Origin of the sequence: Collinsella sp. CLA-ER-H6 (genome assembly GCF_040092305.1) — a bacterium.
In the GTDB taxonomy this organism is placed as follows: domain Bacteria; phylum Actinomycetota; class Coriobacteriia; order Coriobacteriales; family Coriobacteriaceae; genus Collinsella.
In genome coordinates this window covers 1-23,129 of record NZ_JBBNLS010000009.1, presented here as the reverse complement: position 1 = coordinate 23,129, position 23,129 = coordinate 1, and the positions used below count along the sequence as shown (strand labels likewise).

The 23,129-nt window shown below is 61.5% G+C and carries 26 protein-coding genes and 3 tRNA genes; 28 read left to right on the top strand and 1 reads right to left on the bottom strand.

Annotated elements, in window-relative coordinates; translation table 11 throughout:
- Positions 1-37 precede the first annotated feature (37 nt).
- From rsgA to proC, 25 genes are all read left to right on the top strand, one after another.
- Positions 38-1,117, top strand: a complete 1,080-nt coding sequence (rsgA, locus tag AAAX77_RS05310) for a ribosome small subunit-dependent GTPase A (protein ID WP_138114451.1) — start codon at positions 38-40, stop codon at positions 1,115-1,117.
- Positions 1,118-1,369: 252 nt separating this feature from the next.
- Positions 1,370-2,029: a Flp pilus assembly protein CpaB gene (cpaB, locus tag AAAX77_RS05305; protein WP_349105133.1), complete on the top strand. Its 660-nt coding sequence runs from the start codon at positions 1,370-1,372 to the stop codon at positions 2,027-2,029.
- A complete protein-coding gene (locus AAAX77_RS05300) occupies positions 2,029-3,678 on the top strand; it encodes a P-loop NTPase (protein ID WP_349105131.1) in 1,650 nt (549 codons plus the stop codon). Before cpaB ends, AAAX77_RS05300 begins: the two co-directional genes overlap by 1 nt.
- Positions 3,675-5,003: a CpaF family protein gene (locus AAAX77_RS05295; protein ID WP_260699098.1), complete on the top strand. Its 1,329-nt coding sequence runs from the start codon at positions 3,675-3,677 to the stop codon at positions 5,001-5,003. The genes AAAX77_RS05300 and AAAX77_RS05295 overlap by 4 nt, the downstream gene beginning before the upstream one ends.
- Before the next feature lie 50 nt (positions 5,004-5,053).
- The gene (locus tag AAAX77_RS05290) at positions 5,054-5,902 is read left to right on the top strand and encodes a type II secretion system F family protein (RefSeq protein WP_349105130.1); all 849 of its coding nucleotides are present in this window, start codon (positions 5,054-5,056) and stop codon (positions 5,900-5,902) included.
- Entirely contained in the window at positions 5,899-6,540 is a 642-nt protein-coding gene (locus AAAX77_RS05285; protein WP_349105128.1) for a type II secretion system F family protein, read from the top strand. The genes AAAX77_RS05290 and AAAX77_RS05285 overlap by 4 nt, the downstream gene beginning before the upstream one ends.
- 10 nt (positions 6,541-6,550) lie before the next feature.
- On the top strand, positions 6,551-6,784 hold the full coding sequence (locus AAAX77_RS05280) for a hypothetical protein (RefSeq protein WP_006235091.1): 234 nt from the start codon (positions 6,551-6,553) through the stop codon (positions 6,782-6,784).
- On the top strand, positions 6,748-7,311 hold the full coding sequence (locus AAAX77_RS05275; protein ID WP_349105127.1) for a hypothetical protein: 564 nt from the start codon (positions 6,748-6,750) through the stop codon (positions 7,309-7,311). Before AAAX77_RS05280 ends, AAAX77_RS05275 begins: the two co-directional genes overlap by 37 nt.
- Position 7,312: 1 nt before the next feature.
- A complete protein-coding gene (locus AAAX77_RS05270; protein ID WP_349105125.1) occupies positions 7,313-7,531 on the top strand; it encodes a hypothetical protein in 219 nt (72 codons plus the stop codon).
- Positions 7,467-8,000: a TadE family protein gene (locus tag AAAX77_RS05265; RefSeq protein ID WP_349105124.1), complete on the top strand. Its 534-nt coding sequence runs from the start codon at positions 7,467-7,469 to the stop codon at positions 7,998-8,000. Before AAAX77_RS05270 ends, AAAX77_RS05265 begins: the two co-directional genes overlap by 65 nt.
- Positions 8,001-8,064: 64 nt before the next feature.
- Positions 8,065-10,125: a hypothetical protein gene (locus AAAX77_RS05260; RefSeq protein ID WP_349105122.1), complete on the top strand. Its 2,061-nt coding sequence runs from the start codon at positions 8,065-8,067 to the stop codon at positions 10,123-10,125.
- Positions 10,125-10,601 (top strand): hypothetical protein, encoded by a 477-nt coding sequence (locus tag AAAX77_RS05255; protein WP_195363289.1) that lies wholly within the window; start codon positions 10,125-10,127, stop codon positions 10,599-10,601. The genes AAAX77_RS05260 and AAAX77_RS05255 overlap by 1 nt, the downstream gene beginning before the upstream one ends.
- Positions 10,598-10,957, top strand: a complete 360-nt coding sequence (locus AAAX77_RS05250) for a DUF192 domain-containing protein (RefSeq protein ID WP_349105121.1) — start codon at positions 10,598-10,600, stop codon at positions 10,955-10,957. Before AAAX77_RS05255 ends, AAAX77_RS05250 begins: the two co-directional genes overlap by 4 nt.
- Before the next feature lie 58 nt (positions 10,958-11,015).
- Complete coding sequence (locus AAAX77_RS05245; protein ID WP_349105120.1) at positions 11,016-11,279, top strand: hypothetical protein; 264 nt, start codon at positions 11,016-11,018, stop codon at positions 11,277-11,279.
- Between the two features lie 2 nt (positions 11,280-11,281).
- Entirely contained in the window at positions 11,282-11,566 is a 285-nt protein-coding gene (locus tag AAAX77_RS05240) for a ribbon-helix-helix domain-containing protein (RefSeq protein WP_099432624.1), read from the top strand.
- Positions 11,567-11,689: 123 nt separating this feature from the next.
- Positions 11,690-11,762: transfer RNA gene (locus AAAX77_RS05235), tRNA-Phe, on the top strand.
- Positions 11,763-12,229: 467 nt separating this feature from the next.
- Positions 12,230-13,291 carry a cellulase family glycosylhydrolase gene (locus AAAX77_RS05230; RefSeq protein WP_349105119.1) on the top strand — a complete coding sequence of 354 codons (1,062 nt, stop codon included), beginning with the start codon at positions 12,230-12,232 and terminating at the stop codon, positions 13,289-13,291.
- 6 nt (positions 13,292-13,297) lie between these two features.
- Positions 13,298-14,176 carry a 16S rRNA (cytidine(1402)-2'-O)-methyltransferase gene (gene rsmI / locus AAAX77_RS05225; protein ID WP_349105117.1) on the top strand — a complete coding sequence of 293 codons (879 nt, stop codon included), beginning with the start codon at positions 13,298-13,300 and terminating at the stop codon, positions 14,174-14,176.
- A 69-nt stretch (positions 14,177-14,245) separates the two neighbouring features.
- Positions 14,246-15,847, top strand: coding sequence for a methionine--tRNA ligase (gene metG / locus AAAX77_RS05220; protein WP_349105116.1), 1,602 nt, complete (start codon positions 14,246-14,248; stop codon positions 15,845-15,847).
- 107 nt (positions 15,848-15,954) lie between these two features.
- The gene (rsmA, locus tag AAAX77_RS05215; protein WP_349105115.1) at positions 15,955-16,815 is read left to right on the top strand and encodes a 16S rRNA (adenine(1518)-N(6)/adenine(1519)-N(6))-dimethyltransferase RsmA; all 861 of its coding nucleotides are present in this window, start codon (positions 15,955-15,957) and stop codon (positions 16,813-16,815) included.
- Positions 16,805-17,722 (top strand): TatD family hydrolase, encoded by a 918-nt coding sequence (locus AAAX77_RS05210; protein WP_349105113.1) that lies wholly within the window; start codon positions 16,805-16,807, stop codon positions 17,720-17,722. The genes rsmA and AAAX77_RS05210 overlap by 11 nt, the downstream gene beginning before the upstream one ends.
- A 43-nt stretch (positions 17,723-17,765) precedes the next feature.
- A tRNA-Leu gene (locus AAAX77_RS05205) sits at positions 17,766-17,852 on the top strand.
- A 289-nt stretch (positions 17,853-18,141) separates the two neighbouring features.
- A complete protein-coding gene (locus tag AAAX77_RS05200; protein ID WP_195362148.1) occupies positions 18,142-19,080 on the top strand; it encodes an SPFH domain-containing protein in 939 nt (312 codons plus the stop codon).
- Between the two features lie 6 nt (positions 19,081-19,086).
- A complete protein-coding gene (gene rlmH / locus AAAX77_RS05195; RefSeq protein WP_271759214.1) occupies positions 19,087-19,557 on the top strand; it encodes a 23S rRNA (pseudouridine(1915)-N(3))-methyltransferase RlmH in 471 nt (156 codons plus the stop codon).
- 73 nt (positions 19,558-19,630) lie between these two features.
- On the top strand, positions 19,631-20,401 hold the full coding sequence (gene proC / locus AAAX77_RS05190) for a pyrroline-5-carboxylate reductase (RefSeq protein WP_138113988.1): 771 nt from the start codon (positions 19,631-19,633) through the stop codon (positions 20,399-20,401).
- Between the two features lie 157 nt (positions 20,402-20,558).
- On the opposite strand, the gene AAAX77_RS05185 is transcribed toward proC, so the two are convergent.
- Entirely contained in the window at positions 20,559-20,732 is a 174-nt protein-coding gene (locus AAAX77_RS05185; RefSeq protein ID WP_006235069.1) for a DUF6724 family protein, read from the bottom strand.
- Positions 20,733-20,843: 111 nt separating this feature from the next.
- Between AAAX77_RS05185 and serS the strand changes: the two genes are divergently transcribed.
- The 3 genes from serS (at position 20,844) to AAAX77_RS05170 (ending at position 22,832) form a co-directional block, all read left to right on the top strand.
- Positions 20,844-22,127 carry a serine--tRNA ligase gene (gene serS, locus AAAX77_RS05180; RefSeq protein ID WP_148345518.1) on the top strand — a complete coding sequence of 428 codons (1,284 nt, stop codon included), beginning with the start codon at positions 20,844-20,846 and terminating at the stop codon, positions 22,125-22,127.
- A gap of 173 nt (positions 22,128-22,300) precedes the next feature.
- Complete coding sequence (locus AAAX77_RS05175; protein ID WP_138113992.1) at positions 22,301-22,678, top strand: hypothetical protein; 378 nt, start codon at positions 22,301-22,303, stop codon at positions 22,676-22,678.
- A 77-nt stretch (positions 22,679-22,755) separates the two neighbouring features.
- Positions 22,756-22,832: transfer RNA gene (locus tag AAAX77_RS05170), tRNA-Arg, on the top strand.
- The last annotated feature ends 297 nt before the right edge of the window (positions 22,833-23,129 follow it).

Below are 23,129 nucleotides of genomic sequence, written 5' to 3'. Positions count from 1 at the left end.
GAAGCTTGCGACCGAGGCCCCCGCATCAGCCGAGGAGCTGCTGGCAAACGTGCCGGGACTCGACGCGCTGCAGGATGTTCCGGCGTTCGATGACCTGCCGGTCGATGAAGCTCAGCAAGCGGCATTTGACGACTTTTGCGCACATGCCGAGGAGCCCGAGCAGATGCAGCTTGGCGCCGTGGTACGCTTGGATCGCGGGTTTCCGCTGGTGGCGACTGCCGATGATGCCTTCCGCGCCGAGCATGCCGTGGGGTTTGCCAAGTCGCGCGGCGAGGACGAGGTCCTGCTGCCTGCCGTGGGCGACCGTGTGGCGGTGCGCCGCGCTCCCGGGCACGATATGGGCGTGATTGAGTGCGTGCTGCCACGCCGTACGAGCTTTGAGCGTTGGCGCGGCCGTGCCCGTGGAGAGCGCCAGGTGCTCTGCTCCAACGTGGATAGCGTGCTAATCGTGCAGGCGCTCGGTGCCGGTGAGGTGCTGCTCGACCGCGTGGCGCGCTCGCTGGTGTTGGCGCTCGACTGCGATGCCGAGCCGGTGGTGGTGCTCACCAAAGCTGACCGCTGCGATGCCGAGGAGCTCGAGCGCGATCTGGACCGCGTGCGCCGCCTAGTGGGCCCGGACGTGCGCGTGATCGTGACGTCTTCTGCCGAGGGCCGCGGCCTGGACGAGGTCCGTGCCTGCGTGCCTGCCGGGAGCTGCGCCATGATTCTGGGCGAGTCGGGTGCCGGCAAGTCGACGCTGCTCAATGCACTGCTGGGCCACGATACGTTGGCGACCGGCGGTGTGCGCGAACGCGACGACCAGGGCCGTCACACTACCGTCGCGCGCGTGATGGTGGCGCTGCCGGGCGACGCCGGCGTGATCGCCGATGCCCCGGGCCTGCGCAGCCTACCGCTCGTGGGTCACGAGCGGGGTCTGGCGTGCGCCTTCCCCGAGATTGTCGAGGCATCGCACGCGTGCCGGTTTGGCGATTGCACGCATACCCATGAGCCGGGCTGCGCCGTTCGCGAGGCCGAGGACGCCGGGCAGATCGACAGCCTGCGTCTGGAAACGTTCCAAAACCTGGCGTCATCCATGCGCGTGAGCGCTCAAATGCTCGATCCCGATGTCCATCTGTAATTGATTTTTCCTATGACAGCCGTCTCCCAACTGTTCGGGAGACGGCTTTTTTGCTGCGGAAAAGCCTCGAAACATGCAGTTTGCTGACGTGCTGGCCAAAACCTTGCCACGAGCTTGACGGGCTGGTCAGCTTTTGGTCAGCGATTGGTTTGACATCGAAAACCAAGATCGCGATTGCGCCGCTTTGCGCTCTGACTGCCCAGACAATGGTGGTACGGGCATTCGCCCGGCACTGCCATGAGAGGAGCGGCCGTGAACAAGAGCAAGCGCATCGCCATCAGTCTGGTCGCGGGCGTGCTCGCTGCTCTGCTCTGCATGGTTTACGGCTCGTCGATCCGCTCGCAAGCCGAACAGGTCCAGGCTGAGACCTTGGCCAAGTACAGTGGCGATCGCGTCGAGGTATGCGTCGCGGCGCGCGATATCGATGTGGGCGAGACCCTCGATGAGACCAATGTCATAACCCAGGAATGGCTGACGAGTCTGCTGCCGCGTGACGCGGCGACCGAGCTGCGCCAGGTGCGCGGCGACGTGACGACTTCGCGTATTCCCAAAAACGCCGTGATCTGCAATGTCTACACCAAGGCCGAGAGCCACAAGCTCGAGGTGCCTAAGGGCAAGGTCGCCGTTTCGGTGGCGGTCGATGCCGAGCACTCGGTCGGCGGTGCCACGGGCGTGGGCAGCTATGTGGACGTGTACGTGCAAAAAGATGGCGTAACCGATCGACTGTGCGGCGCGCACGTGATCGATACCAGTGAGAATTCCGGTGCCACGCGCGAGGGCAAGATCGAATGGGTGACGCTGGCGGCTGACCCCGAAGACGTCAAGGAACTGCTGGGGGCATCGGGCAAGGGAACGGTCAGCTTGACGATTCCCGCCACGGCGCGCGGCAAAAAGAGCGGAGGCGACGAGTGATGAAGGCGATCTGGCTTGCGTGCTGCGCGTGCGGCGATTACGGGCTGTTGCAGCAGGAAGTCGAGGGCCGTGATGCGGGTGCACAGGTGCTTCGCGTGGGTGACCTGGACGGGCTGGTTTCCATGGCGCGGGCGTTTCCGTCGCGCCGCGGGGCTGCCATCATCGCGGCGTCTCTGTTTGATATCGAAGATGTGCGCAAGACTGTTGCGCGCCTGACGGCCGAAGGCCGCGTGAGTCGCGTGGTCGTGTTGATAGAAGTGCTCGATCCGTCGGATATCGAGGGACTGTTTCGCGCGGGGGCGACCGAGGTCATCGCTGCGCACAGTATATGCGGCAACGGGCGCGCGGGCGAGGGAGCGGTTGATTCCGATCGGCGCATGACGATTGAGCCCGATGCTTTTGTTGATAGGGAACCCGGGGCGCCTCGCGCTACAAGAGGCCCGCGTGTTGATGATTATGGAAAAGCGGAAGCCGAGCATGGTCGGCGCCCCCGGAACCCCCTTGTATACGATGACGCTGGAGGGCCGGCACAGCATGCTGGCGACTCCCCGGCTGTAGATATGGGATACGTGCACGGCGTGAATCTGGCGGATGAACTCGACGAAGTTGAGGGCTTTGCCGGGTGCGGCGAGTTGTCGCTGATGCAGCATGAGCAGATTGCACAGAACGAGCCTGCCTTGCAGACCGAACAAGCCGCCATGCCGGCTTGGACGCAGCGTGTGGTTGCGGCGGGGGAGACGGGGACGCTGTCGCCGACGCCCGCCCCGCCGCCTCCGATGCTGCCGGCAGACGCTGCCGCTCCGCAGCATCGAGCTCCGGTCATCTGCGCCATTTCGGGTTCGGGCGGTTGCGGCAAGTCGACAATCGTTGCCACCATGGCACACACATCGTCGCTGTTGGGCTTGCGTGCCGCCGTGCTCGACCTGGACCTGATGTTTGGAAACCTTTACGACTTGTTAGGCGTCGATGCTCCGCGCGATATGGCGGCACTTATCGAGCCGTCGGCGGCGGGCGCGCTCACCGAGCCGGATATCGTAGCCACATCGATGCGCGTGGCGCCGGGCGTTACGCTCTGGGGTCCCGTCGCGGCGCCCGAGCAAGCCGAGCTCATGGCACGTCCGGTGGAGCTATTGCTTGATGTCCTGCGTCGCGAATCCGACGTGGTCTTTATCGATACCTCGGTCTTTTGGGGCGATGCCGTGGCGGCTGCGGTGGCGGCGAGCGACCGTTGCCTGGTCGTTGGCGATGCGGCGGTGTCGTCCGCGACATCGGCGTCGCGCGCCATTGAACTGGCAAGTCGAGTAGGTGTGCCGCGCACGCGCATGAGCGCCGTGTTCAACCGGTTCGGTGCGCGCGGGGCAGACGAGGACGTCGCCATGCGCTTTGAGATTGCCTGTGCGTTGAGCTCCAAGATTCGTATCGCCGATGGCGGGCAGGATCTCGCCGCGCTCATGGCGTTTGGGCGCGCTGACGAGGCAGTGGGGCAGACCAGCGCTTTTGCGACCAGCGTGCGCGAGGCCACGCGCGAGATGCTCGTGGAACTGGGGTGCGCCGTCGGCCCTTGGAGCGATATGGTCGCCGACCGTGCAATGCGCACCGAACGCCCGCGTATTCGCCTTCCCTGGTCGCGCGAGGGTGATCAGCGATGAGCCTGCAAACGAGGATTAAGGCTGCCGGCGCTGCAGCGGCGGCAGCGCCTGTAGATGCGGGGCGTCGCCGCGCGGTGAAACGACGCACCAAGCGCGCCGTGATGGACCGCATGGGTTACGACGAAGTGGCGCGTATCAGCGCCTATATCGACCCGGCACTTGCCCGCTCGGAATTGCGTCCTGCGGTGGAGGCGGCGCTCAATGTTGAGGAGCCGACCGATCTCGCGACGCCCGAGCGCGAGACTATCATCGACGAGATTTTGGATGACGTGGTGGGCTTGGGGCCGTTGCAGCCGCTCATCGAGGACGACACCGTTACCGAAATCATGATCAACGGCTGCCGCTCGGCTTTCTTTGAACGCGGCGGCGTCTTGTACCCCATCGAGCATGCGTTTGAGGATGATGAGCAGATCCGGGTGCTTATCGACCGCATCATCTCGCCACTTGGCCGCCGTATCGACGAGCGCAGCCCCATCGTCAACGCCCGCCTCAAAACGGGCTATCGCGTCAACGCGGTGATTCCGCCTGTGGCGATTGACGGACCGATTCTCACCATCCGAAAGTTCTCGGACCGTATCTGCTCGCTGGACGAGCTTGTGGGGCTGGGGTCGCTGCCGCTTTGGTATGCGCAGCTGCTGTCGTGCGCGGTGTCGCTGCGACAGGACCTGGCGGTTGCGGGAGGCACGGGATCTGGTAAGACCACCCTGCTCAACGCGTTGTCATGCGAGATCTCCACCGGCGAGCGCATCGTGACGATCGAGGACTCTGCTGAGCTCAAGTTTGCGCATCATCCGCACGTGGTGCGCCTAGAGGCGCGCGAGGCTTCAATTGAGGGCGAGGGCGCGGTGACGATCCGCGACCTGGTGACCAATGCCCTGCGCATGCGCCCCGACCGCATCGTGGTGGGCGAGGTGCGCGGTGCCGAGTGCTGCGACATGTTGCAGGCCATGAACACGGGCCACGACGGGTCGCTCACCACGCTTCATGCGGGTTCCGAGCAGGAGACCGTGGTGCGTCTGACGTTGCTTGCACGTTATGGCATCGATCTGCCGAGCGAGCTCATCGAGGAGCAGATTGCCATGGCGCTCGACGGCATCGTGATGTCCGAGCGCCACGCCGATGGCAGGCGTTTCGTCTCCTCGTATTCGGGGGTGCGTCGCGCCGCGTCGGGCGGCGTAGAGCTCGAGCGCTATGTGACTTTCGATGCCGCCGAGCGCACCTGGAAGCTTGACCGCGAGCCGCCGTTTATCGCAGAAGGCCTGCGGTCGGGGACGCTCACACAAGAGGAGGTGGACGAATGGAGGTCGCTGTGCCCCTCGTCGTAGGGGGTTTGGCAGGGTTTTCTGTTGCGACGGCGTGCGGGGCGGAACCTCGTGTGCCGCAGGTACCGCCGGCGGAGCTGGCGCGTCAGGCGCTCGAGACGGTGGCAGAGAAGCTGCCGCGTGAGCTGGTGGAAAACGATCCGCTGAAAAAGATCGCCCGTTCGTGGGCATCGCTGGCTCCGGCGCGTCGCCTTGGCCTCGCGATCGAGGATGCTTCGGGGTGTTTGGCGTTTCTGCTGCTATCGAGCGGTGTCTGCTGCGTTTTGCTAACGATGGTGTCGTTATCGCCCCTCGGATTTGCCTTGGGACTTGTTGCTCCGTTTGCCGTTGGCGCCGCTCGGGATGGCTTTGAGAGCCGGCGCGAGCAACACGATGCAGAAGAGGCCATGCCCGAGGCGTTTACCGCACTTTCCATGTCGCTTGCCTCGGGACATTCGCTGGCCCAGGGCATGCGCTTTGTGGGCGCTCATGCGCAAGAACCGGTGCATACCGAGTTTTTGCGGGTGGCGGCGGCAATCGATTGCGGCATCTCGGCGACCGACGCGCTCGATGACTTGCTCGTGCGCATCGACGCCCCCGGCCTTTCGCTTGTGACCTTGGCGCTTAAGGTGTCTCAGCGCACCGGTGCTCCGCTTGCCGACTTACTGTCCGAGGCGTCGAGCATGGTGGGGGAGCGCATTGAGCTCAAGCGCCGCCTGGATGTTAAGACGTCGCAGGCTCGCATGTCTGCGCATATGGTCGCGGCGATGCCGGCGGGCATGTGCGCGGTGTTGGCGCTGCTTTCGGCAGATTTTCGTCGCGGTCTTGCGACGCCTGCCGGCGCGGGCGCTGTGGTGCTGGGTCTTGCCCTCAACGCCGTTGCCCTGGTGGTTATCCGGCGCATTATGCGGGTGGAGCTATGAGCGCCCCGGTTGCAGTTGCGGCTTGCCTGTGCGCCCTGAGTGTATTTGTCGCGACGGGTTTGGATCGGGCGGATGCGCGCAAGATCGCAGGGGCCTGCAAGCGAGAGGCGGTGCTGGTCGCCGCCGCGGGTCGCTCGGTGGTCGATGCCCTGACCGCGCGAATGAAGAGCGCGGTTGGAGCGGGCGGCCCGGCGCGAGTGTCGCTCGGCGAAGTGTTCGAGATGATCGATGTTGTGCGCTTGGGCCTTTCGGCCGGCCTTTCGTTTGATGCGGCGCTTGAGATCTTCTGCGCCAACCGCCGGTCAGTGCTGGCTCTTCGCCTTGAGCGGGCCTGCATGGCGTGGCAGGTGGGCGTGGGCACGCGTGAGGACGAGTTGTTGGCCGCCGCGCGCGACCTGGACGTGCGAGCGCTCGAGACCTTTGCCACCACGGTGGGGCAGGCGCTCGCTCTGGGTGCCCCACTTTCCGAGACGCTGGCCGCTCAAAGTCGCGAGATCCGTGCGGCTCATCGCGCCGCGGTCGAGCGCGAGATCGAGCGTGCGCCCGTCAAGCTGCTGATTCCCACCGGCACACTCATCTTGCCGGCGTTGCTTCTGTCCATATTGGGCCCGCTGTTGGGAGCAGGCGGGATGATGTAGGGAGGAATACATGAACACGATGACTGACGTTGCTGGCAAGGTCTGGAGCTGGGCTGTTTGCCAGTCAATTCGCGCTCGCCAGCATGCCGGGGAGCTACTGCAGGAGGAGAGTGCGCAGGGCACCACCGAATACGCCATCTTGGTCGGCGTGCTCGTGGTGATCGCCATCATTGCCATTGTCGCATTTAAGGGCAAGGTCCAAGATCTATGGAACGCTATCAGCGAGGGCATCAACAGCCTGTAGAGGGTAGGCGGCCTGCCGGCGCACTGCTGGTGTTTGCCTGTGTGGTTGTGGCGGTGGCAGTGGCGGTTTGGGGGCTAAACGCCGCGCGGCTGCAGCGTCCTGGGGCCGCCTTCGATTCGGGCTCAGATTCGGCGGTGGCGTCTCAAAAAGATGAGATGCGAGATGCGGACGATTCGGATGTCGCTGTCACGGCGCAAACCTTTCTGCGGATGCTCGACAAGCGGTCTGGCACTGCGACGGATTCGCCTGAGGGCAACGCGATTGCGGTCCGGCTTGCATGGTCCGAAGACCGACCGATGACCGAAGCGGCGGCGGATATGCTGCGTGCCTATCGCGAGGTACCCACGGCGCAACTTGCTCTGAGCGGCTATCTCGACATCAAGGGAAACGTGTGGGGCGCCATCGTGCGCGACGGACGCGGCTGGGTCGATATGGTGACGGTTGCCGCGGATGCTGGCGATGCCTCGTGTCGTTTGCGCGCCGTGCGCCTGGTCCCGCAAACAATAAGCTCAAAGGAGGGATCGTGAAATGCATGGCGTTCTGCGTGAAGAGGCTGCCCAAGCGACTGTGGAATACGCCATCGTCACAGTGGCGCTGTTATCGATCGTGCTGGCGATTGCGGGGCTTTGGCGTGCTGGCACCGATGGGCGCTTGGCGGCGCTGGCTGAGCGGGCGGCATCCCATGGCGTTGCCTCGACGTCGGTTATCGACGCCGCTGCGGGCGCTAAGGACATCGCGTTGTATTGATATCGCGCGCGAGGACCGGGCGCAGTCTACGGTCGAGGCCGCTTTTTTGCTGCCGACGTTTCTGACGCTCATCCTTCTCGCACTGCAACCGGTGTGCCTGCTTTATGCGCGCGCGGTCATGGAGTCTGCCGCCGCCGAGACCGCGCGGCTCATGACCACGACGACGGCGGAGGACGACGATCTTAAGGAGTTCGCCCGCCGCCGGCTTGCCGCAGTGCCCAACGTTTCGATCTTTCATGCCGGCGGGCCGTTGTCGTGGGATATCGAGCTTGGCCGGGCCGGTGCGGGTGGCGTCTCGTCCGTGTCCGTTTCCGGCGAGGTCAAGCCGTTGCCTGTGATCGGTGCGTTTGCGCAGGCTATGGGTACCGCCGAGGGCGGCTACGTTGAGCTCAAGGTCGATGTCTCGTATCAATCGCGTCCCGAATGGCTGGAGGGAGATTATGATTCGTGGATTGCTGCATGGGATTAAGCGTTTCTGGTCTAGACGCGTTTTGACGCGCCGTCCGAGCTGCCATCGCAAGCGAGGCGGCTTTATGGGTCGAGCCGGTATCGACCTGTTTATCGAAGACGGTGCCTACACCACGCTTTCCTCTGCCGTGGTCATCCTAGTGGTGCTCACGTTGCTGTTTTCGTCGACCGCGGCGATATGGAGCATGTCGCGTGCCGGGGATACTCAGGTGGCGGCCGATAGCGGCGCGCTGGCGGGTGCCAACGTAGTGTCGTCCTATCACACGGCTGCCACGGTGGTTGATGCGAGCATCTTGAGTTTGGGCCTGGCGGGGTTTGCCACGATCGGGACGGGCCTGGTCGCCATCCTCATCCCGGGTGCCGAACTAGTTGCCGGCAATATGGTCGACACCGGGATTGAGATCATTAAAACGCGCAACAAGTTTGCCAAAAGCGCATCGGAAGGCTTACAGAAAATCGAGACGGCTCTGCCGTATCTGATCGCCGCGCGTGCCACGCAGGCGGTGTCGGCGCAGGATACCGATAGTGTGACCTATACCGGTACGGCGCTTGCCGTGCCCAGGACATCTGAGTCGGACTTCGCTGCGCTCAAAGGGTCAGAGATTTCGACCGATACCATTAAAGGCACATCAGATGATTTAGAGCGTGCGGCCGAGGAGCTGCGGAAGGCTTCTGAGGACACGGCGAAGGCTAAAGAGCGCGCTTGGCTGGCGGATTGTGGTGGGTCGGACAAGGGCTCGGTCAGCAGCTGTTCTTGCATGTGGGAGCGTGCGAAAAGCCTAGCGGATCTCTCTGGTGCTCAAAATCCACATTACGCTTCGAGCGTTACGTGGGAGCCGCAAGTGGCGCTCGATCGCGCGAAGGCCTACTATCGCCAGCGCCTGGCAAATGAGAAGCCGCTTGGCGAGGGTCCGGAAAAACAGGCAGATTCTGCTGCACGAAAGGTGTTCTTCGCGTATGCGAGCGAAGAAGTCGAGCGGGCATATATAACTGAAAAGGACGGCAAAGTTTCCGCCCGCATCCCTTTCCTTCCGCGAAATCCAGATGAGGCGCGGACGACTGAACTCTATACCGATGCGCGTTGGCCCACGAGTGAAGTAGATAAAGTTACCTATTTGCATTATGGGACTGACTGTCCAAATTACAAAAAAGGAAAGCCGGGTGGGCTGGCATCCGTCGCAGATTTTGACGGTCACGAAACGTGTAGCGAATGCCATTTCGGTGTGTCGTCTTTAGGGTACGTTGCGATTGCAACGACTTCTGTCGAAAGGGGCTTCGAATACCACTTTGACAAGTTCAAAGACGCCCTGGAAGACTACGTTAAATGCCGCAACAAAGAACTCGAACTTGAGCGTCAGACCGAGGATGAGGCCGACCGTGCGGGCAATGCGTTTGACCAGGCCATCAAGGAGCTTTCCGGCGAGCGCCCGCGTATCGCCCCACCTGGCCGCAACGGCGTGGTCGCCTTTGCGGTTTCGGGTGCCATCTCGAGCCCCGATGAGCTCAACTCTTCGTTTAACACGGCAGTCAGGCTTGGCGATCGCGGTGCTATCTCTGCCGCGGTGCTGGCGCCCGATGAGGCGACGGCGCAAAACAACGTGCTTTCGCGATTTTTCTCGACATTGAAGGAACGCTCGGGCGGCGTTGCCGGCGTGCTCGACGGCGTCATGGATGTTTGGGGACGGCTACTCGTGGGATACGGTGATATCCAAGGCTCAGCCGACGAACTTATGGACGAGATGATTAAAGGCCTAGGAGGGGGCAGCGGCGCGTTGGGCTCCATCGCATCGTGGCTCGGCGATACCGTTTCGGCGTCCGTGGCGGCGCTGGGTTTGGAACCGTGCGACTTGCGCCTGCGAAAGCCGGTGCTGACCGATTCCGCCAATATCATTAAGAGTCCGGGGTCTGACATTGCGGGTCTCTCTCAAGCGCAAGACAAACTGCGAAGTATTCCGTTGGGCGTGACCGATCCCAAGGCGCTTTGCGAGGCGTTGGAATATCAAGTCGAACGCACCATTAGCGGTACGGTGTTCACACTTGCGGAGATTCCTCTGCCCGGCGGCGGCTCCATCCCGCTCACCGTCGATGTCGCCACGCTGGTTGGCGCTCTGGGCGGTGGGTCGTAATGAGTATCCGCATGCGTCTGCGCGAGGAGCGCGCCCAAGCGACGGTGGAGATGGCAGTGGTTACGCCCGTTTTGCTGGTGCTGGCGCTCATCGTGTACAACGTTATGATCTTTGCCAGCGCTGTCGCGCGCTTCGACCGCGTGGTGCCCGACATCGTGCTGGCGCACGCTGTGGCGCCGGGCGGGGAGGGTGACGAGAGCTCTGCCGATGCCTCGGCGACGGTTCAGACTCAAATTCTGAATGCCATGGAAGGCTATGACTTGCAGATCGAAGTGTCGAGCGAGCAAGGCGCGGAGGCATCGGATGGTGGCCTGCTCTCCCTATCCGGTACGTTTAGGACCTACACCTGCACCATGCACTATGAGCCGTGGCCGACTTCTCTCAGCATCGCTGGCGTTCCGCTGGGGGCGCCGACAACGTTGTCGCACGAGCGTGCGGTGACGGTCGATCCATGGCGTCCGGGGGTGGTCATGTGACCGCGGTCTCGTCCTACATCGCCTACGCGCGGGCACTCAACAGGCTGGGTTGGACGCCGGCCGAGTTTGCGGTGGCGGAGTCGTTTGTCGTGCGCCTGCGCGGCATGCTGGGACGGCGTCCGGTTGCCGCCAACGGCCTGCCGCTCGTCATGGCGTTTCCACGCTGTTCTTCGGTCCATACGTGTTTTATGGTCTATCCCATCGACATCGCCTTCATCGATCGCGACGGCAATATCCTCGCGCGCTACGAAAACGTTCGTCCTTGGCGCATGTGCTCCTGCCCCGGCGCCTGGGCCGTACTAGAGCGTCCTTCAATCATTGTTTCGACCCCTGCTCTCCAACGCGTACCGGCTTAAGAATTGGCGACAGCGGACTTTCGTCATACGAAATTGGGTAAGATGGAGGAGAAGATGCATGGATGTTGAGATCCATCCGAACGCCAAAAAACACTTGACGGAAAAGCAGGTGCTTGGTGCCTGGTTCGCGGTTACTGAGTGCATTCGCCGCGAGTCGGAGGACGAGCCGCCGAGATGGCTTGCCATTGGATGGCTTCCAGATGGTCGAAGTGTGGAACTTGTTGCGGTCGAACTAATTCGTGGATGGCTCATTATTCATGCCCTGTCTCCGGTTCAGAAGAAATTCTGGCAAGAGATCGAGCGAGCTCGGCAGAGGGATTGATGATGGGCAAGACGTATACGGCCGCTAATGGTCAGGTTGTAACGGATGAAATGATTGACGCGTGGTGCGAGTCGTACGAGCGCGGAGAGTTTCCGGATGGCGAACACACCGTTGGTGGGATCGTGCGTGGACGGCCCCCGCTCTCAGGTGAGGGGACGGCAACGCTGTCGGTCAAGATTCCTCTGGGAATGAAGGAGGCCATTCGTCGACGGGCGGCTGCCGAGGGGATGACGCCAAGTGAGTTTGCCCGTGCGGCTCTGAGTGAAAAACTTCTTGCTGCCGGCTGATGCCTCTGACGTGCCGATTTATAGAACCGAGGCTGTGCTCAAAAACTTTTTTAAAATTCTCGGTTGACCGGAACGCGTCCTTGGTTATACTAATCAAGCCTTGAAACAAGGCACACCTCAAATGGCTGGGTAGCTCAGTTGGTAGAGCAGAGGACTGAAAATCCTCGTGTCAGGGGTTCGATTCCCTTCCCCGCCACCTTGAATTGACTAGGACCTCTGCAAAGGGGTCCTTTTCTTTTATGCAGCCCCCACATGGAATCGAACCCCGTGAGGGCGCGGAGCTGAGTAAACGCGTGAGCGTTTGCCAGCGCAGCTCGCAAGGCGCGAAGCGCCGCAGCGGTCCGCACGCGCGGAGCGCGGGCGCGATTCCCTTCCCCGCCACCTTGAATTGACAAGGACCTCTGCAAAGGGGTCCTTTTCTTTTATCGAGGGCTCTGCGGAAATTGCGTCCCGGAATTTGGCTTCAGAGTGGGATGCGCTTTCCGGCGCTTACTTCCGACGTGCGTGCACATCTCGGGCCCGCCCGCTCAGACATTCCTCCCGCTTTTGCGCCACTTTACAGACCGTTCGGTCGTCTGTCCGCACGCGCGGGTATACTCAAAACGATACTTTTCCTATGCAATACGATGCAGGCTCGGCCTGCACGATCCGAAGGGGGCAGTGATGGAGAGGATACTCGGCGTTAATCTCTCTGGCTGGTTTATTCCCGAGCCTTGGGTGACCCCGTCGCTATACGCGGCGACCGGTGCATCCAATGCGGCCGAGCTGCAGGAGGCCATGGGCACCGCCGCCTATAACGAGCGCATGCGCCGTCATTACGAGACGTTTGTGAGCGAGGATGATTTCCGTCGCATGGCGCAGATCGGCCTCAACGCCGTGCGCCTGCCGGTGCCTTGGTATGCCTTTGGCTCACAGGAGTCCGATGCCTCCTACATCTCGGTTGTCGATTACATCGACCGCGCGATTGAGTGGGCTGCCAAGTACGACATCCGCGTGCTGCTCGATCTGGCGACGGTGCCCGGTGGCCAGGGCGATTCCAACGATTCGCCCGCCACGCCGGAGGCTGTTGCCGAGTGGCATTCGTCCACCAACGGTCGTCATGTCGCACTCGACGTGCTCGAGCGCCTGGCCGATCGCTACGGCGAGGCCGAGAGCCTGATGGGCATTGAGCTGCTGGATACGCCGCAGATGAGTGTCCGCAAGAGCCTCTTCACCATGACGGATGGCATTCCGGCCCACTACCTGCGCAACTTCTATCGCGATGCCTATGAGCTCGTCCGTTCGTATATGCCCGAGGATAAGATCGTCGTCTTTTCGTCTTCGGGGCATCCCAGCGAGTGGAAGCATTTTATGCGCGGCGCCAAGTACAAGAACGTCTACATGGACCTTCACCTGTACCATTACCGCGACGAGTATGCGCTCGATATCACGAGCCCCCGCGGGCTGACGACGGCGATTTCGCGCAACAAGCGCGAGCTCAAAGAAGCGATTTCGACTGGGTTCCCCGTGCTGGTGGGCGAATGGTCGGGCGCGGCGATCTTTGCCAACTCGTCGGTTACGCCCGAGGGCCGCAATGCCTACGAGCGCGTGTTTATCGCCAATCAGCTGGCTTCGTTTGCGCCGGCTGCCGGTTGGTTCTTCCAAACGTGGAAGACCGAGAAGCGCATTGCAGCATGGGACGCCCGCGCGGCGCTCGGTACGCTCGAGCGCGGCATGATTGAATAGGTTGATATGACGCAAAACAGCGCCCATACGGGCAAACTCTATGTGGTCGGCACGCCCATCGGCAACCTGGGCGACCTGTCCCCGCGCGTTGGCGAGGCGTTTGCCGCCGCCGATGCCATCTGCTGCGAAGACACGCGTGTGACGTCAAAGCTGCTGATGCACCTGGGCATTTCCAAGCCGCTTGTCCGTTGCGACGAGAATGTGATCGCCAGCCGCGCCGCCGGCCTAGTCGACCGTCTGCTGGCGGGGGAGACCCTCGCCTTTGCCTCGGACGCCGGCATGCCGAGCGTGTCCGATCCCGGCCAGGCGCTGGTCGAGGCGGCACGTGAGGCCGATGTACCCGTAGAAGTTATTCCCGGGCCCTCTGCTTGCGTCACGGCGCTCGTTTCGTCCGGCATTCCCTGCGAGCATTTTTTCTTCGAGGGCTTTTTGGGCCGAAAGCATGGCGACCGCGTGCGTCGTTTGCAGCGCCTTGCCGTGGTGCCTGGCGCGCTCATCTTCTACGAGTCTCCACATCGCATCGTGGCGACGCTCGAGGCCGTGGCGGAGGTCTTTCCCCAGCGTGAGGTTGCCGTCTGCCGCGAGCTCACCAAGCTGCACGAGGAAGTCTTGCGCGGGCCCGCTGCCCAGCTTGCCGAGGAGCTGCGTGCTCGCGGCGAGGTAAAGGGCGAGATTGCGCTGGTCATCGCGCCGCCGAGCGAGGATGAGGAGGCCGGTGCCGTGCCGGTTGGCGCCGCGGCAGCGGATCCCGACGAGGCCCTGCGCGAGGATATCCGCGCCGCGCTCGAGGAGGGGGAGCCCGCGTCTGCGGTGGCCAAGCGCCTGTCTCAGAAGTATTCGCGCCGCAAGCGCGATGTCTATGCCATGGTGCTCGATATGCAATAGATGGAGGATATCCAGCCCTTGCGCTAGAATCATCCTCTGTATGCAACGTTTTTCTGGAGGACAAACCCCATGGATCAAAGCAAGCCTTCGTTCTTTATCACGACGCCCATCTACTACGTCAACGCCGATCCGCACCTGGGCACGGCTTATTCCACCATCATCGCCGACGTTCAGGCTCGCTATCGCCGCTCCGCCGGCTATAACGTCAAGTTCCTGACCGGCATGGACGAGCACGGCGAGAAGGTCGCCGAGGCCGCAGCCAAGCACAACATGACGCCTCAGGAGTGGACCGACAGCCAGGCTCCGCACTTCAAGGAGCTTTGGAACAAGCTCGAGATCTCCAACGATGACTTCATCCGCACCACCGAGCCGCGCCAGCACCATGCCGTGCAGTACCTGTGGGAGCGCATGAAGGAGTCCGGCTACCTGTATAAGGGCAGCTACGATGGCTGGTACTGTGTGCCCGACGAGACCTACTTCACCGATACGCAGGTCCAGAAGGGCGACGAGGAGTACGGCAGCGTCGGCCAGCACCTGTGCCCCGACTGCCACCGTCCGCTGGAGCGCGTGCAGGAGGAGTCCTACTTCTTTAAGCTTTCTGCCTTCCAGGACAAGCTGCTCAAGCTCTATGACGAGCACCCTGACTTTGTCGAGCCTGCGTTCCGTATGAACGAGGTACGCAGCTTTGTCGAGGGCGGCCTTAACGACCTTTCCGTGAGCCGTACGAGCTTTGACTGGGGCATTCAGGTCCCGTTTGACGAGGGTCATGTGACCTACGTGTGGTTCGATGCGCTGCTCAACTATATGACGGCCGTCGGCTACGGTGTCGACACCGACGAGGCGCGTGCCGAGCTGGCCTATCGCTGGCCCGCGCAGTTCCACATCGTGGGTAAGGACATCATCCGCTTCCACTGCGTCATTTGGCCCGCCATGCTCATGGCCATCGGCGAGGCCCTGCCCGAGCACGTCTTTGCCCACGGCTTCCTGACCGTGCGCAATGCCGAGACCGGCAAGGCCGAGAAGATGTCCAAGAGCCGCGGCAACGCCATCGCTCCGCAGGACGTTATCGACATGTTGGGCGTTGAGGGCTATCGCTACTACTTTATGACCGACGTCGTCCCCGGCACCGACGGTGCCATCAGCTTCGACCGCATGGAGCAGGTCTACAACGCCGACCTGGCCAACAGCTGGGGCAACCTTATCTCGCGTTCGCTCAACATGAGCGGCAAGTACTTTGACGGTTGCGCGCCTGCCAAGCCCGCGTCGTTCGATGCGTTCGACAACCCGCTGGCAAAGATCGCCGATGGCCTGGTCGAGCGCTACATGGCCAAGATGGACGTGCTCGATTACGGTGGAGCCAAGGACGAGGTCATGGAGCTCATCCACGCCGCCAACCACTACATCGAGGACTCCGAGCCTTGGGCACTTGCCAAGGACGAGGCCAAGGCTGACGAGCTGGCATTTGTGATCTACAACCTGCTCGAGGCCATCCGCATTGCCGCTCACCTGCTGATGCCGCTCATGCCTCAGACTTCTGCCGAGGCCCTGCGCCGCCTGTCCTGCGAGGACGAGGCCACGAGCGACGACCTTAAGGGCATTTGCGCTTGGGGCCTGCTTGCTGGTGGTCAGCCCGTTGAGAAGGGTGAGCCGCTGTTCCCGCGTCTGGGCTAAGACGCCGCGCGCCATATCGGCAATTTGCTGTTTAGATGTAAGGGCATGGCCGCAACGGTCCATGCCCTTTTGTTTCAAGACGCCGCCACCATGCTAAGGAGGCAACTATGACAACTTCGCCTTTGGCAAACCCCACGGCAACAAGGGAGCTGCTGGAGGAGTTTGGCCTTGCGACCAAGCATCGCCTGGGCCAGAACTTCCTGATCGACAACCATGTGATTGAGCGCATCTGCGAGCTTGTCGAGCTCACGGGCGATGAGCGCGTGCTCGAGGTTGGCCCGGGCGTTGGTACGCTCACGCTTGCGCTGCTGCAGGAGGCGGCGTGCGTCACGTCGATCGAGGCCGACCCCGAGCTCGAGCCGGTGCTCGACGCCCATGCCGCCGACTATGCCAACTTCCGCTTTATCATGGGCGACGCGCTCAAGGTGGGTCCGGAGCAGATTGAGCAGGCTGCGGGCGGTGAGCCGACGGTGTTTGTCGCGAACCTGCCCTATAACGTGGCGGCGACGATCATCCTGCAGTTCTTCCAGACGATGCCGGCGCTCAAGCGCGCCGTCGTCATGGTTCAAAAGGAGGTTGCCGATCGCATTGCCGCAGTGCCGGGCAACAAGACCTATGGCGGCTATACGGCAAAGCTCGGCCTGTATGCGCAGGTGACGGGTCGTTTTGAGGTGCCGCCGCGCTGCTTTATGCCGGCGCCGCATGTGGACTCGGCCGTCGTGCGTATCGACCGCGTTGGCGGCGTGGTGCCCGAGGGACTCGATCGCGAGTTTGTGGCTCGCGTGATTGATGCTGCATTTGCCCAGCGTCGCAAGACCATCCGAAATACCATGAGCGCCAACGGCTTTGCCAAGGACGCGCTCGATGTCGCCTTTGAGGCTTGCGGTATCGCACCCACCACGCGCGCCGAGACGCTTGATGTTGCCGACTTTGTCCGTCTGGCCCAGGAGCTAATCCATGATGCCTAATGCCGCACGCGTGACGTTTACCAAGAAAAAGAAGACGGTCGCCTGCCCCGTGCCCTTGGCACCGCTTGCCGACACGCATGCGCATCTGCTTTCGTTTTGGGGCAAAGAAGTGCCCGAGACGCTCGTGCGCGCCAAAGCCGCGGGTGTCGACCTGTTGGTGACGATGTTCGACCCCATCGCTGACAAACGCAGCGTGACGGACTATAGCGACTGGCTCGTGCGCGAAATTCTGCCGATGCAGGATATCCCGCAGATCAAGTATCTTGCCGGCGTGCATCCGTATGGCGCGCCGGACTATACCGACGACGTTCACACACAGGTCGTTGCCGCACTCGATGACCCCTTATGCGCCGGTATTGGCGAAATCGGCCTGGACTACCACATGGATTACGACGACGACATCGCGCCGGCGCCCCATAGCGTGCAGATTGACTGCATGGCGCGCCAGCTCGAGCTTGCCGTGTGCCGTAACGTGCCGGTGGAGCTACATCTGCGCCACGAGGACACGGACCAGGAGCGCACCTCGCACGTGGACGCCTACAACGCGCTTCGTGAGGTGGGCGTGCCCCAGGCCGGTTGTGTACTGCACTGCTTTGGCGAGGACCGCGCCACGATGGAGCGCTTTGTGGAGCTGGGCTGCTATATCGCCTATGGTGGTGCGGCCACCTTTAAGCGCAACGATGACGTGCGCGAGGCATTTGCGGCAACCCCACTCGATCGAATTTTGTTCGAGACGGATTGCCCGTATATGGCTCCGGAGCCCATCCGCGGTCTTGAATGCGAGCCCGCAATGATCTCCATTACGGCAAACGCGCTGGTTAACGACCGTGTCGATCGCACAGGTGAGGACGCCGAAACAATCGCGCAGGCCGCCTGGGAAAATGCCTGCAAACTTTTTCAAAAATAGTTCTTGCGTTCGCGGTGGCGCTCCGTTATTCTAATTCCTGCACGCGGGCGTGGCGGAATTGGCAGACGCGTACGGTTCAGGTCCGTATGGGGGCAACCCCATGAAGGTTCAAGTCCTTTCGCCCGCACCATTAAATGAAAGAGCTCCCAGCAATGGGAGCTTTTTTTGTTACGGGCCCATCACAGGGACTTGAACCTGCGAAGGAGCGAGCGTAAAGAAAACGCGGAGCGTTTTTAGCGAGCTGGCGAGGACGCCGGCAGGCGGCCGAAGCCGGTGCGGATCCGCGAAGCGGATACGCGGACGTCCTTTCGCCCGCACCATTACATGAAAGAGCTCCCAGCAATGGGGGCTTTTTTGATATGCACGATCTCCTTGGACGGGTATCCTAATGCCAACGTGTGCCTATCAGAGGAGAGACCATGCTGTTTTCCGGTATCATTGCCGCCCTTACCAGCCTTTTGATTCCCATCATCATCCTGTTGCTGCTGCTTCCCAGCGCCTGCTATGTCGTTGAACAGCAGCATGCCGTGATCATCGAGCGTCTGGGCAAGTTCAACCGCATCGTCAACGCGGGCTTCCACATGAAAGTGCCCGTGATCGACCGCAAGGCTGCCACGGTGAGTCTGCGCACCATGAAAAACGGTTTTGGTATCGACGTTAAGACTCAGGACAACGTGACCATCGGCCTCGAGGTCTCGGCTCAATATCACGTGAGCTATGACATGGGTGCTGGCCCGGCGGATTCGGGCATCTACAAGAGCTACTATATGCTGCAGGAGCCCGTCGACCAGATGCGTGACTTCATCACCGACGCCCTGCGCTCTTCGATTCCCGTCTACACACTCGATGAGGTCTTTGCCAAGAAGGATGACATCGCCAAGGATGTCAACGCTACCGTTTCCGAGCAGATGGCCGCCTACGGCTTCACCCTCGTGTCGACGCTCATCACCAAAATCGCACTGCCGACCGAGGTCGAGAACTCCATGAACGACATCAACGCCGCCCAGCGCAAGCGCGCTGCGGCACAGGAGCTCGCCGAGGCCGACCGCATCAAGCGCGTCACCGAGGCGACCGCCGAGGCTGAGGCAATGGAAAAGGCGGGCGAGGGCATCGCTAACCAGCGCAAGGCCATCGCGCTGGGTATCAAAGATTCGCTCGAGATCATCCAGGAGACGGGTGTCGGCAATGACGAGGCCAACCAACTGTTCATGTTTACGCAGTGGTCCGAGATGATGACGGAGTTCGCTCGCACGGGTAAAACCTCGACGGTCGTGCTGCCGAGCGACTTCTCGCAGTCGGCCTCTATGTTCGAGCAGATGCTGACCGCCGGAAAAGTTCAAAACGATTCGAAGGAGTAGACGCGCGTGAAATACACCGTCGTTTGCGTCGGTAAGCTTAAGGAGCGCTTTTGGAAGGACGCGTGCGCTGAGTACACCAAGCGCCTGGGTGCCTATGCCAAGGTCGATATCCGCGAGGTGGCCGATATCGACCCGGCCAAGGCGGGCGGTGTGGATACCGCACGTGACAAGGAGGGGGCGGCGATTCTTGCTGCCCTGCCGTCTCGAGCGCATGTGATCCTGCTGGCTATCGAGGGCAAGGAGCGTTCGAGTGAGGAGCTCTCGGCGCGGCTCGACGATCTTATGCTGCGAGGCAACAGCGACATCGCCTTTGTAATCGGCGGATCGGACGGCGTGAGTGATGAGGTGCGCGCCCGCGCCGACGAGATGCTCAGCTTTGGACGCATTACCTTGCCGCATAACCTGGCACGCGTGGTGCTGCTAGAGCAGATCTACCGTGCCTGCAAGATCAGTCGTGGCGAGCCGTATCACAAATAGGTCGGCAATACGAAACAATGGCGTGGGACAATAGCTTTCGTTTTGAAGAGCGTGTCTGAGAGGACTATGAGATATGAAGATTGGGTTTGTCGGTTTTGGCAATATGGCGAGCGCCATGGCCGATGGCTGGATCGCTGCCGGTGTAGCCGCGAGCGACATGTGCGCCTGCGCGGGTCGCTACGACGCACTGGTTGAGCGCTGCGAGGCGCGCGGCATGGTCGCCTGCCACGATGCCGCCGAGGTTGTCGCCGCATCCGATATCGTGGTCGCTGCGGTCAAACCGTACATGATCGAGAAGGTATTCGCCCCGCTCAAGGATGCTCTTGCCAAAAAGGTCGTTCTGTCGGTTGCCTGGACCTGGGACAGTGCCAAGTGGGAGCAGGTCCTGCCGGGCGTCGCGCATATCTCGACGGTGCCCAACACACCGGTTTCGGTGGGCGAGGGCGTCATCGCTTGCGAGAAGGCTTCCACGCTTAGTGATGAGCAGAGCGCCGTGGTGCTTGATCTGCTTGGCAAGCTCGGTGCGGTGGTCGAGCTTGATACGAGCCTGCTGTTCGTGGGCGGCACGGTGGGTGGTTGCGCTCCGGCATTTGTCGCTATGGCAATCGAGGCCCTGGGCGATGCGGCGGTCAAGCACGGTATCCCGCGTGCCGATGCCTATCGCATTGTGAGCCAGATGGTGCTAGGTACGGCAAAGTTGCAGCTTTCAACTGGTCAGCATCCTGCGGCGATGAAGGATGCCGTATGCTCGCCCGGTGGCGCCACCATCAAGGGCGTCGTTGCGCTCGAGGATGCCGGCATGCGCAGTGCCCTGGTCAAGGCAATCGACGCAACTCTCCAGTAAAACCTGCCATTTAGGGACAGGTTTATTTTGGCAGGTTTTTCCTGCGGTTTTGTCACATGTACGAAAAGCGCCCCGCAACTGGCTCAATTCCAGTTGCGAGGCGCTTGCATTTGCCCAGATAAAACCGACCAAAATAAACCTGCCCCTTTTTGGCGGGTTAGTCCCAGAAGCTGTCTTCCTCATCCTCGGACTTGGGCCCGCGGTCGACGTACATCTTATGGGTGCGCTTCTCCATTACAAAGGCAAGAATCGCAAATAACAGGATGCCGCCGGCGAAAAGGATGGCAAAACCGGTGCGGGTGCCAAACAAAAAGGAAAAAACTGCGTCCATTGGGTGCCTTCTTGCGTAGTTGAGTTGGGTCGTAAACGCTCATAAGTATATACTTGCCCATACATGTACAAGGTTGCAACCTAAGTGGAATGTATATCGCCGGAGGATCTAATGCTTGATATCAAGTTTGTTCGCGAGAACCCCGATGCCATCGATGTCGCCATGGCTAACCGCCAGACGTCTTGGGATCGCGAGAAGTTCTTTGAGCTCGACGACGAGCGCCGTGCCGTCATCACCGAGGTCGAGGAGCTCCAGGCTACGCGCAATGCCGAGTCCAAGAAGATCGGCGCCCTGATGAAGGAGGGCAAGAAGGACGAGGCCGAGGCCGCCAAGGAGGCCGTGCGCGCCGTCAACGAGAAGATTGACGGTCTGGCCGAGCGCCGCACCGCTCTCGAGCAGGAGCAGTACGACTTCATGGCTCACCTGCCCAACATTCCGTGCGATGCCACCCCGTACGGTAAGGACGAGGACGAGAACATCGAGCGTCGCCGCTGGGGCACCCCGCGCGAGTTCGACTTCGACTTTAAGCCGCACTGGGATCTGGGCACCGATCTGGACATCCTCGACTTCGAGCGCGGCAACAAGCTCTCCGGCAGCCGTTTTACCGTTCTCGGTGGCGCCGGCGCCCGCCTGGAGCGCGCCCTCATCAACTTCTTCCTCGATACGCACACCAGCCGTGGCTTTAAGGAGTGGTGGCCGCCTATCGTCGTCAAGCGTCAGACCATGTTTGGCACGGGTCAGCTGCCCAAGTTCGAGGATGACGCCTATCACGTCTCGGGCGACAACTTCCTGATCCCTACCGCCGAGGTCGTGCTCACCAACCTGCACGCTGGCGAGGTCCTCGACGCCGATACCCTGCCGCGCCGCTACACCGCCTTTACCCCCTGCTTCCGCGAGGAGGCCGGTTCCGCCGGTCGCGACACCCGCGGCATCATCCGTCAGCACGAGTTCGACAAGGTCGAGATGGTCAAGTTCGCTAAGCCGGAGGAGTCCGACGAGGAGCTCGAGAGCATGACCGCCGAGGCCGAGTACCTGCTGCAGCAGCTGGGCCTTCCGTATCGCGTGATTAGCCTGTGCACCGGCGACTTGGGCTTCTCTGCCCGTCAGACCTACGACGTCGAGGTCTGGCTGCCGAGCTACAACGCCTACAAGGAGATCAGCTCCTGCTCCAACTGCGGTGACTTCCAGGCTCGCCGCGCCAACATCAAGTATCGCGACCCCGAGAACTTCAAGGGCTCGCGCTACCTGCACACCCTCAATGGTTCCGGCCTGCCGGCCGGCCGCACCATGGCCGCCATTCTGGAGAACTACCAGAACGCCGACGGCACCATCACGATCCCCGAGGTTCTGCGTCCTTACATGGGTGGTCTCGAGAAGATCGAGCCGGTCGCGTAAGTTGGCTGCATAGGGGATATGCAAGGGCGCTCCTTCGGGGGCGCCCTATTTCGTGCGCAGGTCCATACCATGCCGTGCGGACAGCTCAATAGAAAACACACGAACAACTGTTCTGTATACAGCCATCTACCTGCTATGCTTTTGCTAAATAAGAGCGAGAGAAAGGGGACGCGATGGAGCTGTTTGATGATCGGGTGGTTTTGTTTGAGAGCGACGAGGGCGGGGAGTACCTGCTTGTAACGTGTGAGCCGTCTGGCATGGGCGGCCTGGTGGTTCGGCAGACGAGTGAGGGTCCGTTGACACAATGGTGCTTTGAGGAGTCGCCGCATGTGGTCGAGACCTTTGTGACGCACGAGGGGCTTGTGGCGCTGGAGCACTTCTATGGAGTTGGGACTTCCAACCAGGTCGCGCGCATGCTGAGCATCTCGTTTGCCGATTATGACTGTGCCCAGCGGGTGAGATCGCTCCTGAGGGAACTTGATGCTAAGTTTGACGTGATCGAAAAGCCAATCGATCGTACGGGGAACGGCGGTATATGCGGAGCAGCATGACAAAACTGCGTTCCACAAAAAAGTTTGAGATTGTGCTTGACTCCAATAAGCTAAAGTGGTTTTATATGTCTTGCGCTGCGGCGTTACCTCAGCTGGATAGAGGGTCTGACTACGAATCAGAACGTCATAGGTTCGAATCCTATACGCCGCACCAATTGAAATCGAAAGCCTCCGGCAACGGGGGCTTTTCTTTTACGTCGGCACTGCATGGATTCGAACCTCGGTCGAGGCGCGGGCGTAAAGAAAACGCGGAGCGTTTTAGCCCGCGGGCGAGCACGCCGGCAGGCGGGCGAAGCCGGTGCGGATCCGCGCAGCGGATGCGCGGAATCCTATACGCCGCACCAATTGAAATCGAAAGCCTCCGGCAACGGGGGCTTTTCTTTTACGTCGGCACTGCATGGATTCGAACCTCGGTCGAGGCGCGGGCGTAAAGAAAACGCGGAGCGTTTTA

Coding starts and splice junctions, on each gene's coding strand:
- AAAX77_RS05285 (WP_349105128.1), top strand. CDS start 5,899: ATGAGCGCCCCGGTTGCAGTTGCGGCTTGCCTGTGCGCCCTGAGTGTA.
- AAAX77_RS05210 (WP_349105113.1), top strand. CDS start 16,805: ATGATGCCTAATGCCGCACGCGTGACGTTTACCAAGAAAAAGAAGACG.
- AAAX77_RS05295 (WP_260699098.1), top strand. CDS start 3,675: ATGAGCCTGCAAACGAGGATTAAGGCTGCCGGCGCTGCAGCGGCGGCA.
- AAAX77_RS05280 (WP_006235091.1), top strand. CDS start 6,551: ATGAACACGATGACTGACGTTGCTGGCAAGGTCTGGAGCTGGGCTGTT.
- AAAX77_RS05185 (WP_006235069.1), bottom strand. CDS start 20,732: ATGGACGCAGTTTTTTCCTTTTTGTTTGGCACCCGCACCGGTTTTGCC.
- proC (WP_138113988.1), top strand. CDS start 19,631: ATGAAGATTGGGTTTGTCGGTTTTGGCAATATGGCGAGCGCCATGGCC.
- rsmI (WP_349105117.1), top strand. CDS start 13,298: ATGACGCAAAACAGCGCCCATACGGGCAAACTCTATGTGGTCGGCACG.
- AAAX77_RS05175 (WP_138113992.1), top strand. CDS start 22,301: ATGGAGCTGTTTGATGATCGGGTGGTTTTGTTTGAGAGCGACGAGGGC.
- AAAX77_RS05300 (WP_349105131.1), top strand. CDS start 2,029: ATGAAGGCGATCTGGCTTGCGTGCTGCGCGTGCGGCGATTACGGGCTG.
- AAAX77_RS05255 (WP_195363289.1), top strand. CDS start 10,125: ATGAGTATCCGCATGCGTCTGCGCGAGGAGCGCGCCCAAGCGACGGTG.
- AAAX77_RS05260 (WP_349105122.1), top strand. CDS start 8,065: ATGGGTCGAGCCGGTATCGACCTGTTTATCGAAGACGGTGCCTACACC.
- AAAX77_RS05200 (WP_195362148.1), top strand. CDS start 18,142: ATGCTGTTTTCCGGTATCATTGCCGCCCTTACCAGCCTTTTGATTCCC.
- AAAX77_RS05240 (WP_099432624.1), top strand. CDS start 11,282: ATGGGCAAGACGTATACGGCCGCTAATGGTCAGGTTGTAACGGATGAA.
- metG (WP_349105116.1), top strand. CDS start 14,246: ATGGATCAAAGCAAGCCTTCGTTCTTTATCACGACGCCCATCTACTAC.
- AAAX77_RS05270 (WP_349105125.1), top strand. CDS start 7,313: ATGCATGGCGTTCTGCGTGAAGAGGCTGCCCAAGCGACTGTGGAATAC.
- AAAX77_RS05275 (WP_349105127.1), top strand. CDS start 6,748: ATGGAACGCTATCAGCGAGGGCATCAACAGCCTGTAGAGGGTAGGCGG.
- AAAX77_RS05245 (WP_349105120.1), top strand. CDS start 11,016: ATGGATGTTGAGATCCATCCGAACGCCAAAAAACACTTGACGGAAAAG.
- rsmA (WP_349105115.1), top strand. CDS start 15,955: ATGACAACTTCGCCTTTGGCAAACCCCACGGCAACAAGGGAGCTGCTG.
- serS (WP_148345518.1), top strand. CDS start 20,844: ATGCTTGATATCAAGTTTGTTCGCGAGAACCCCGATGCCATCGATGTC.
- AAAX77_RS05265 (WP_349105124.1), top strand. CDS start 7,467: ATGGCGTTGCCTCGACGTCGGTTATCGACGCCGCTGCGGGCGCTAAGG.
- AAAX77_RS05230 (WP_349105119.1), top strand. CDS start 12,230: ATGGAGAGGATACTCGGCGTTAATCTCTCTGGCTGGTTTATTCCCGAG.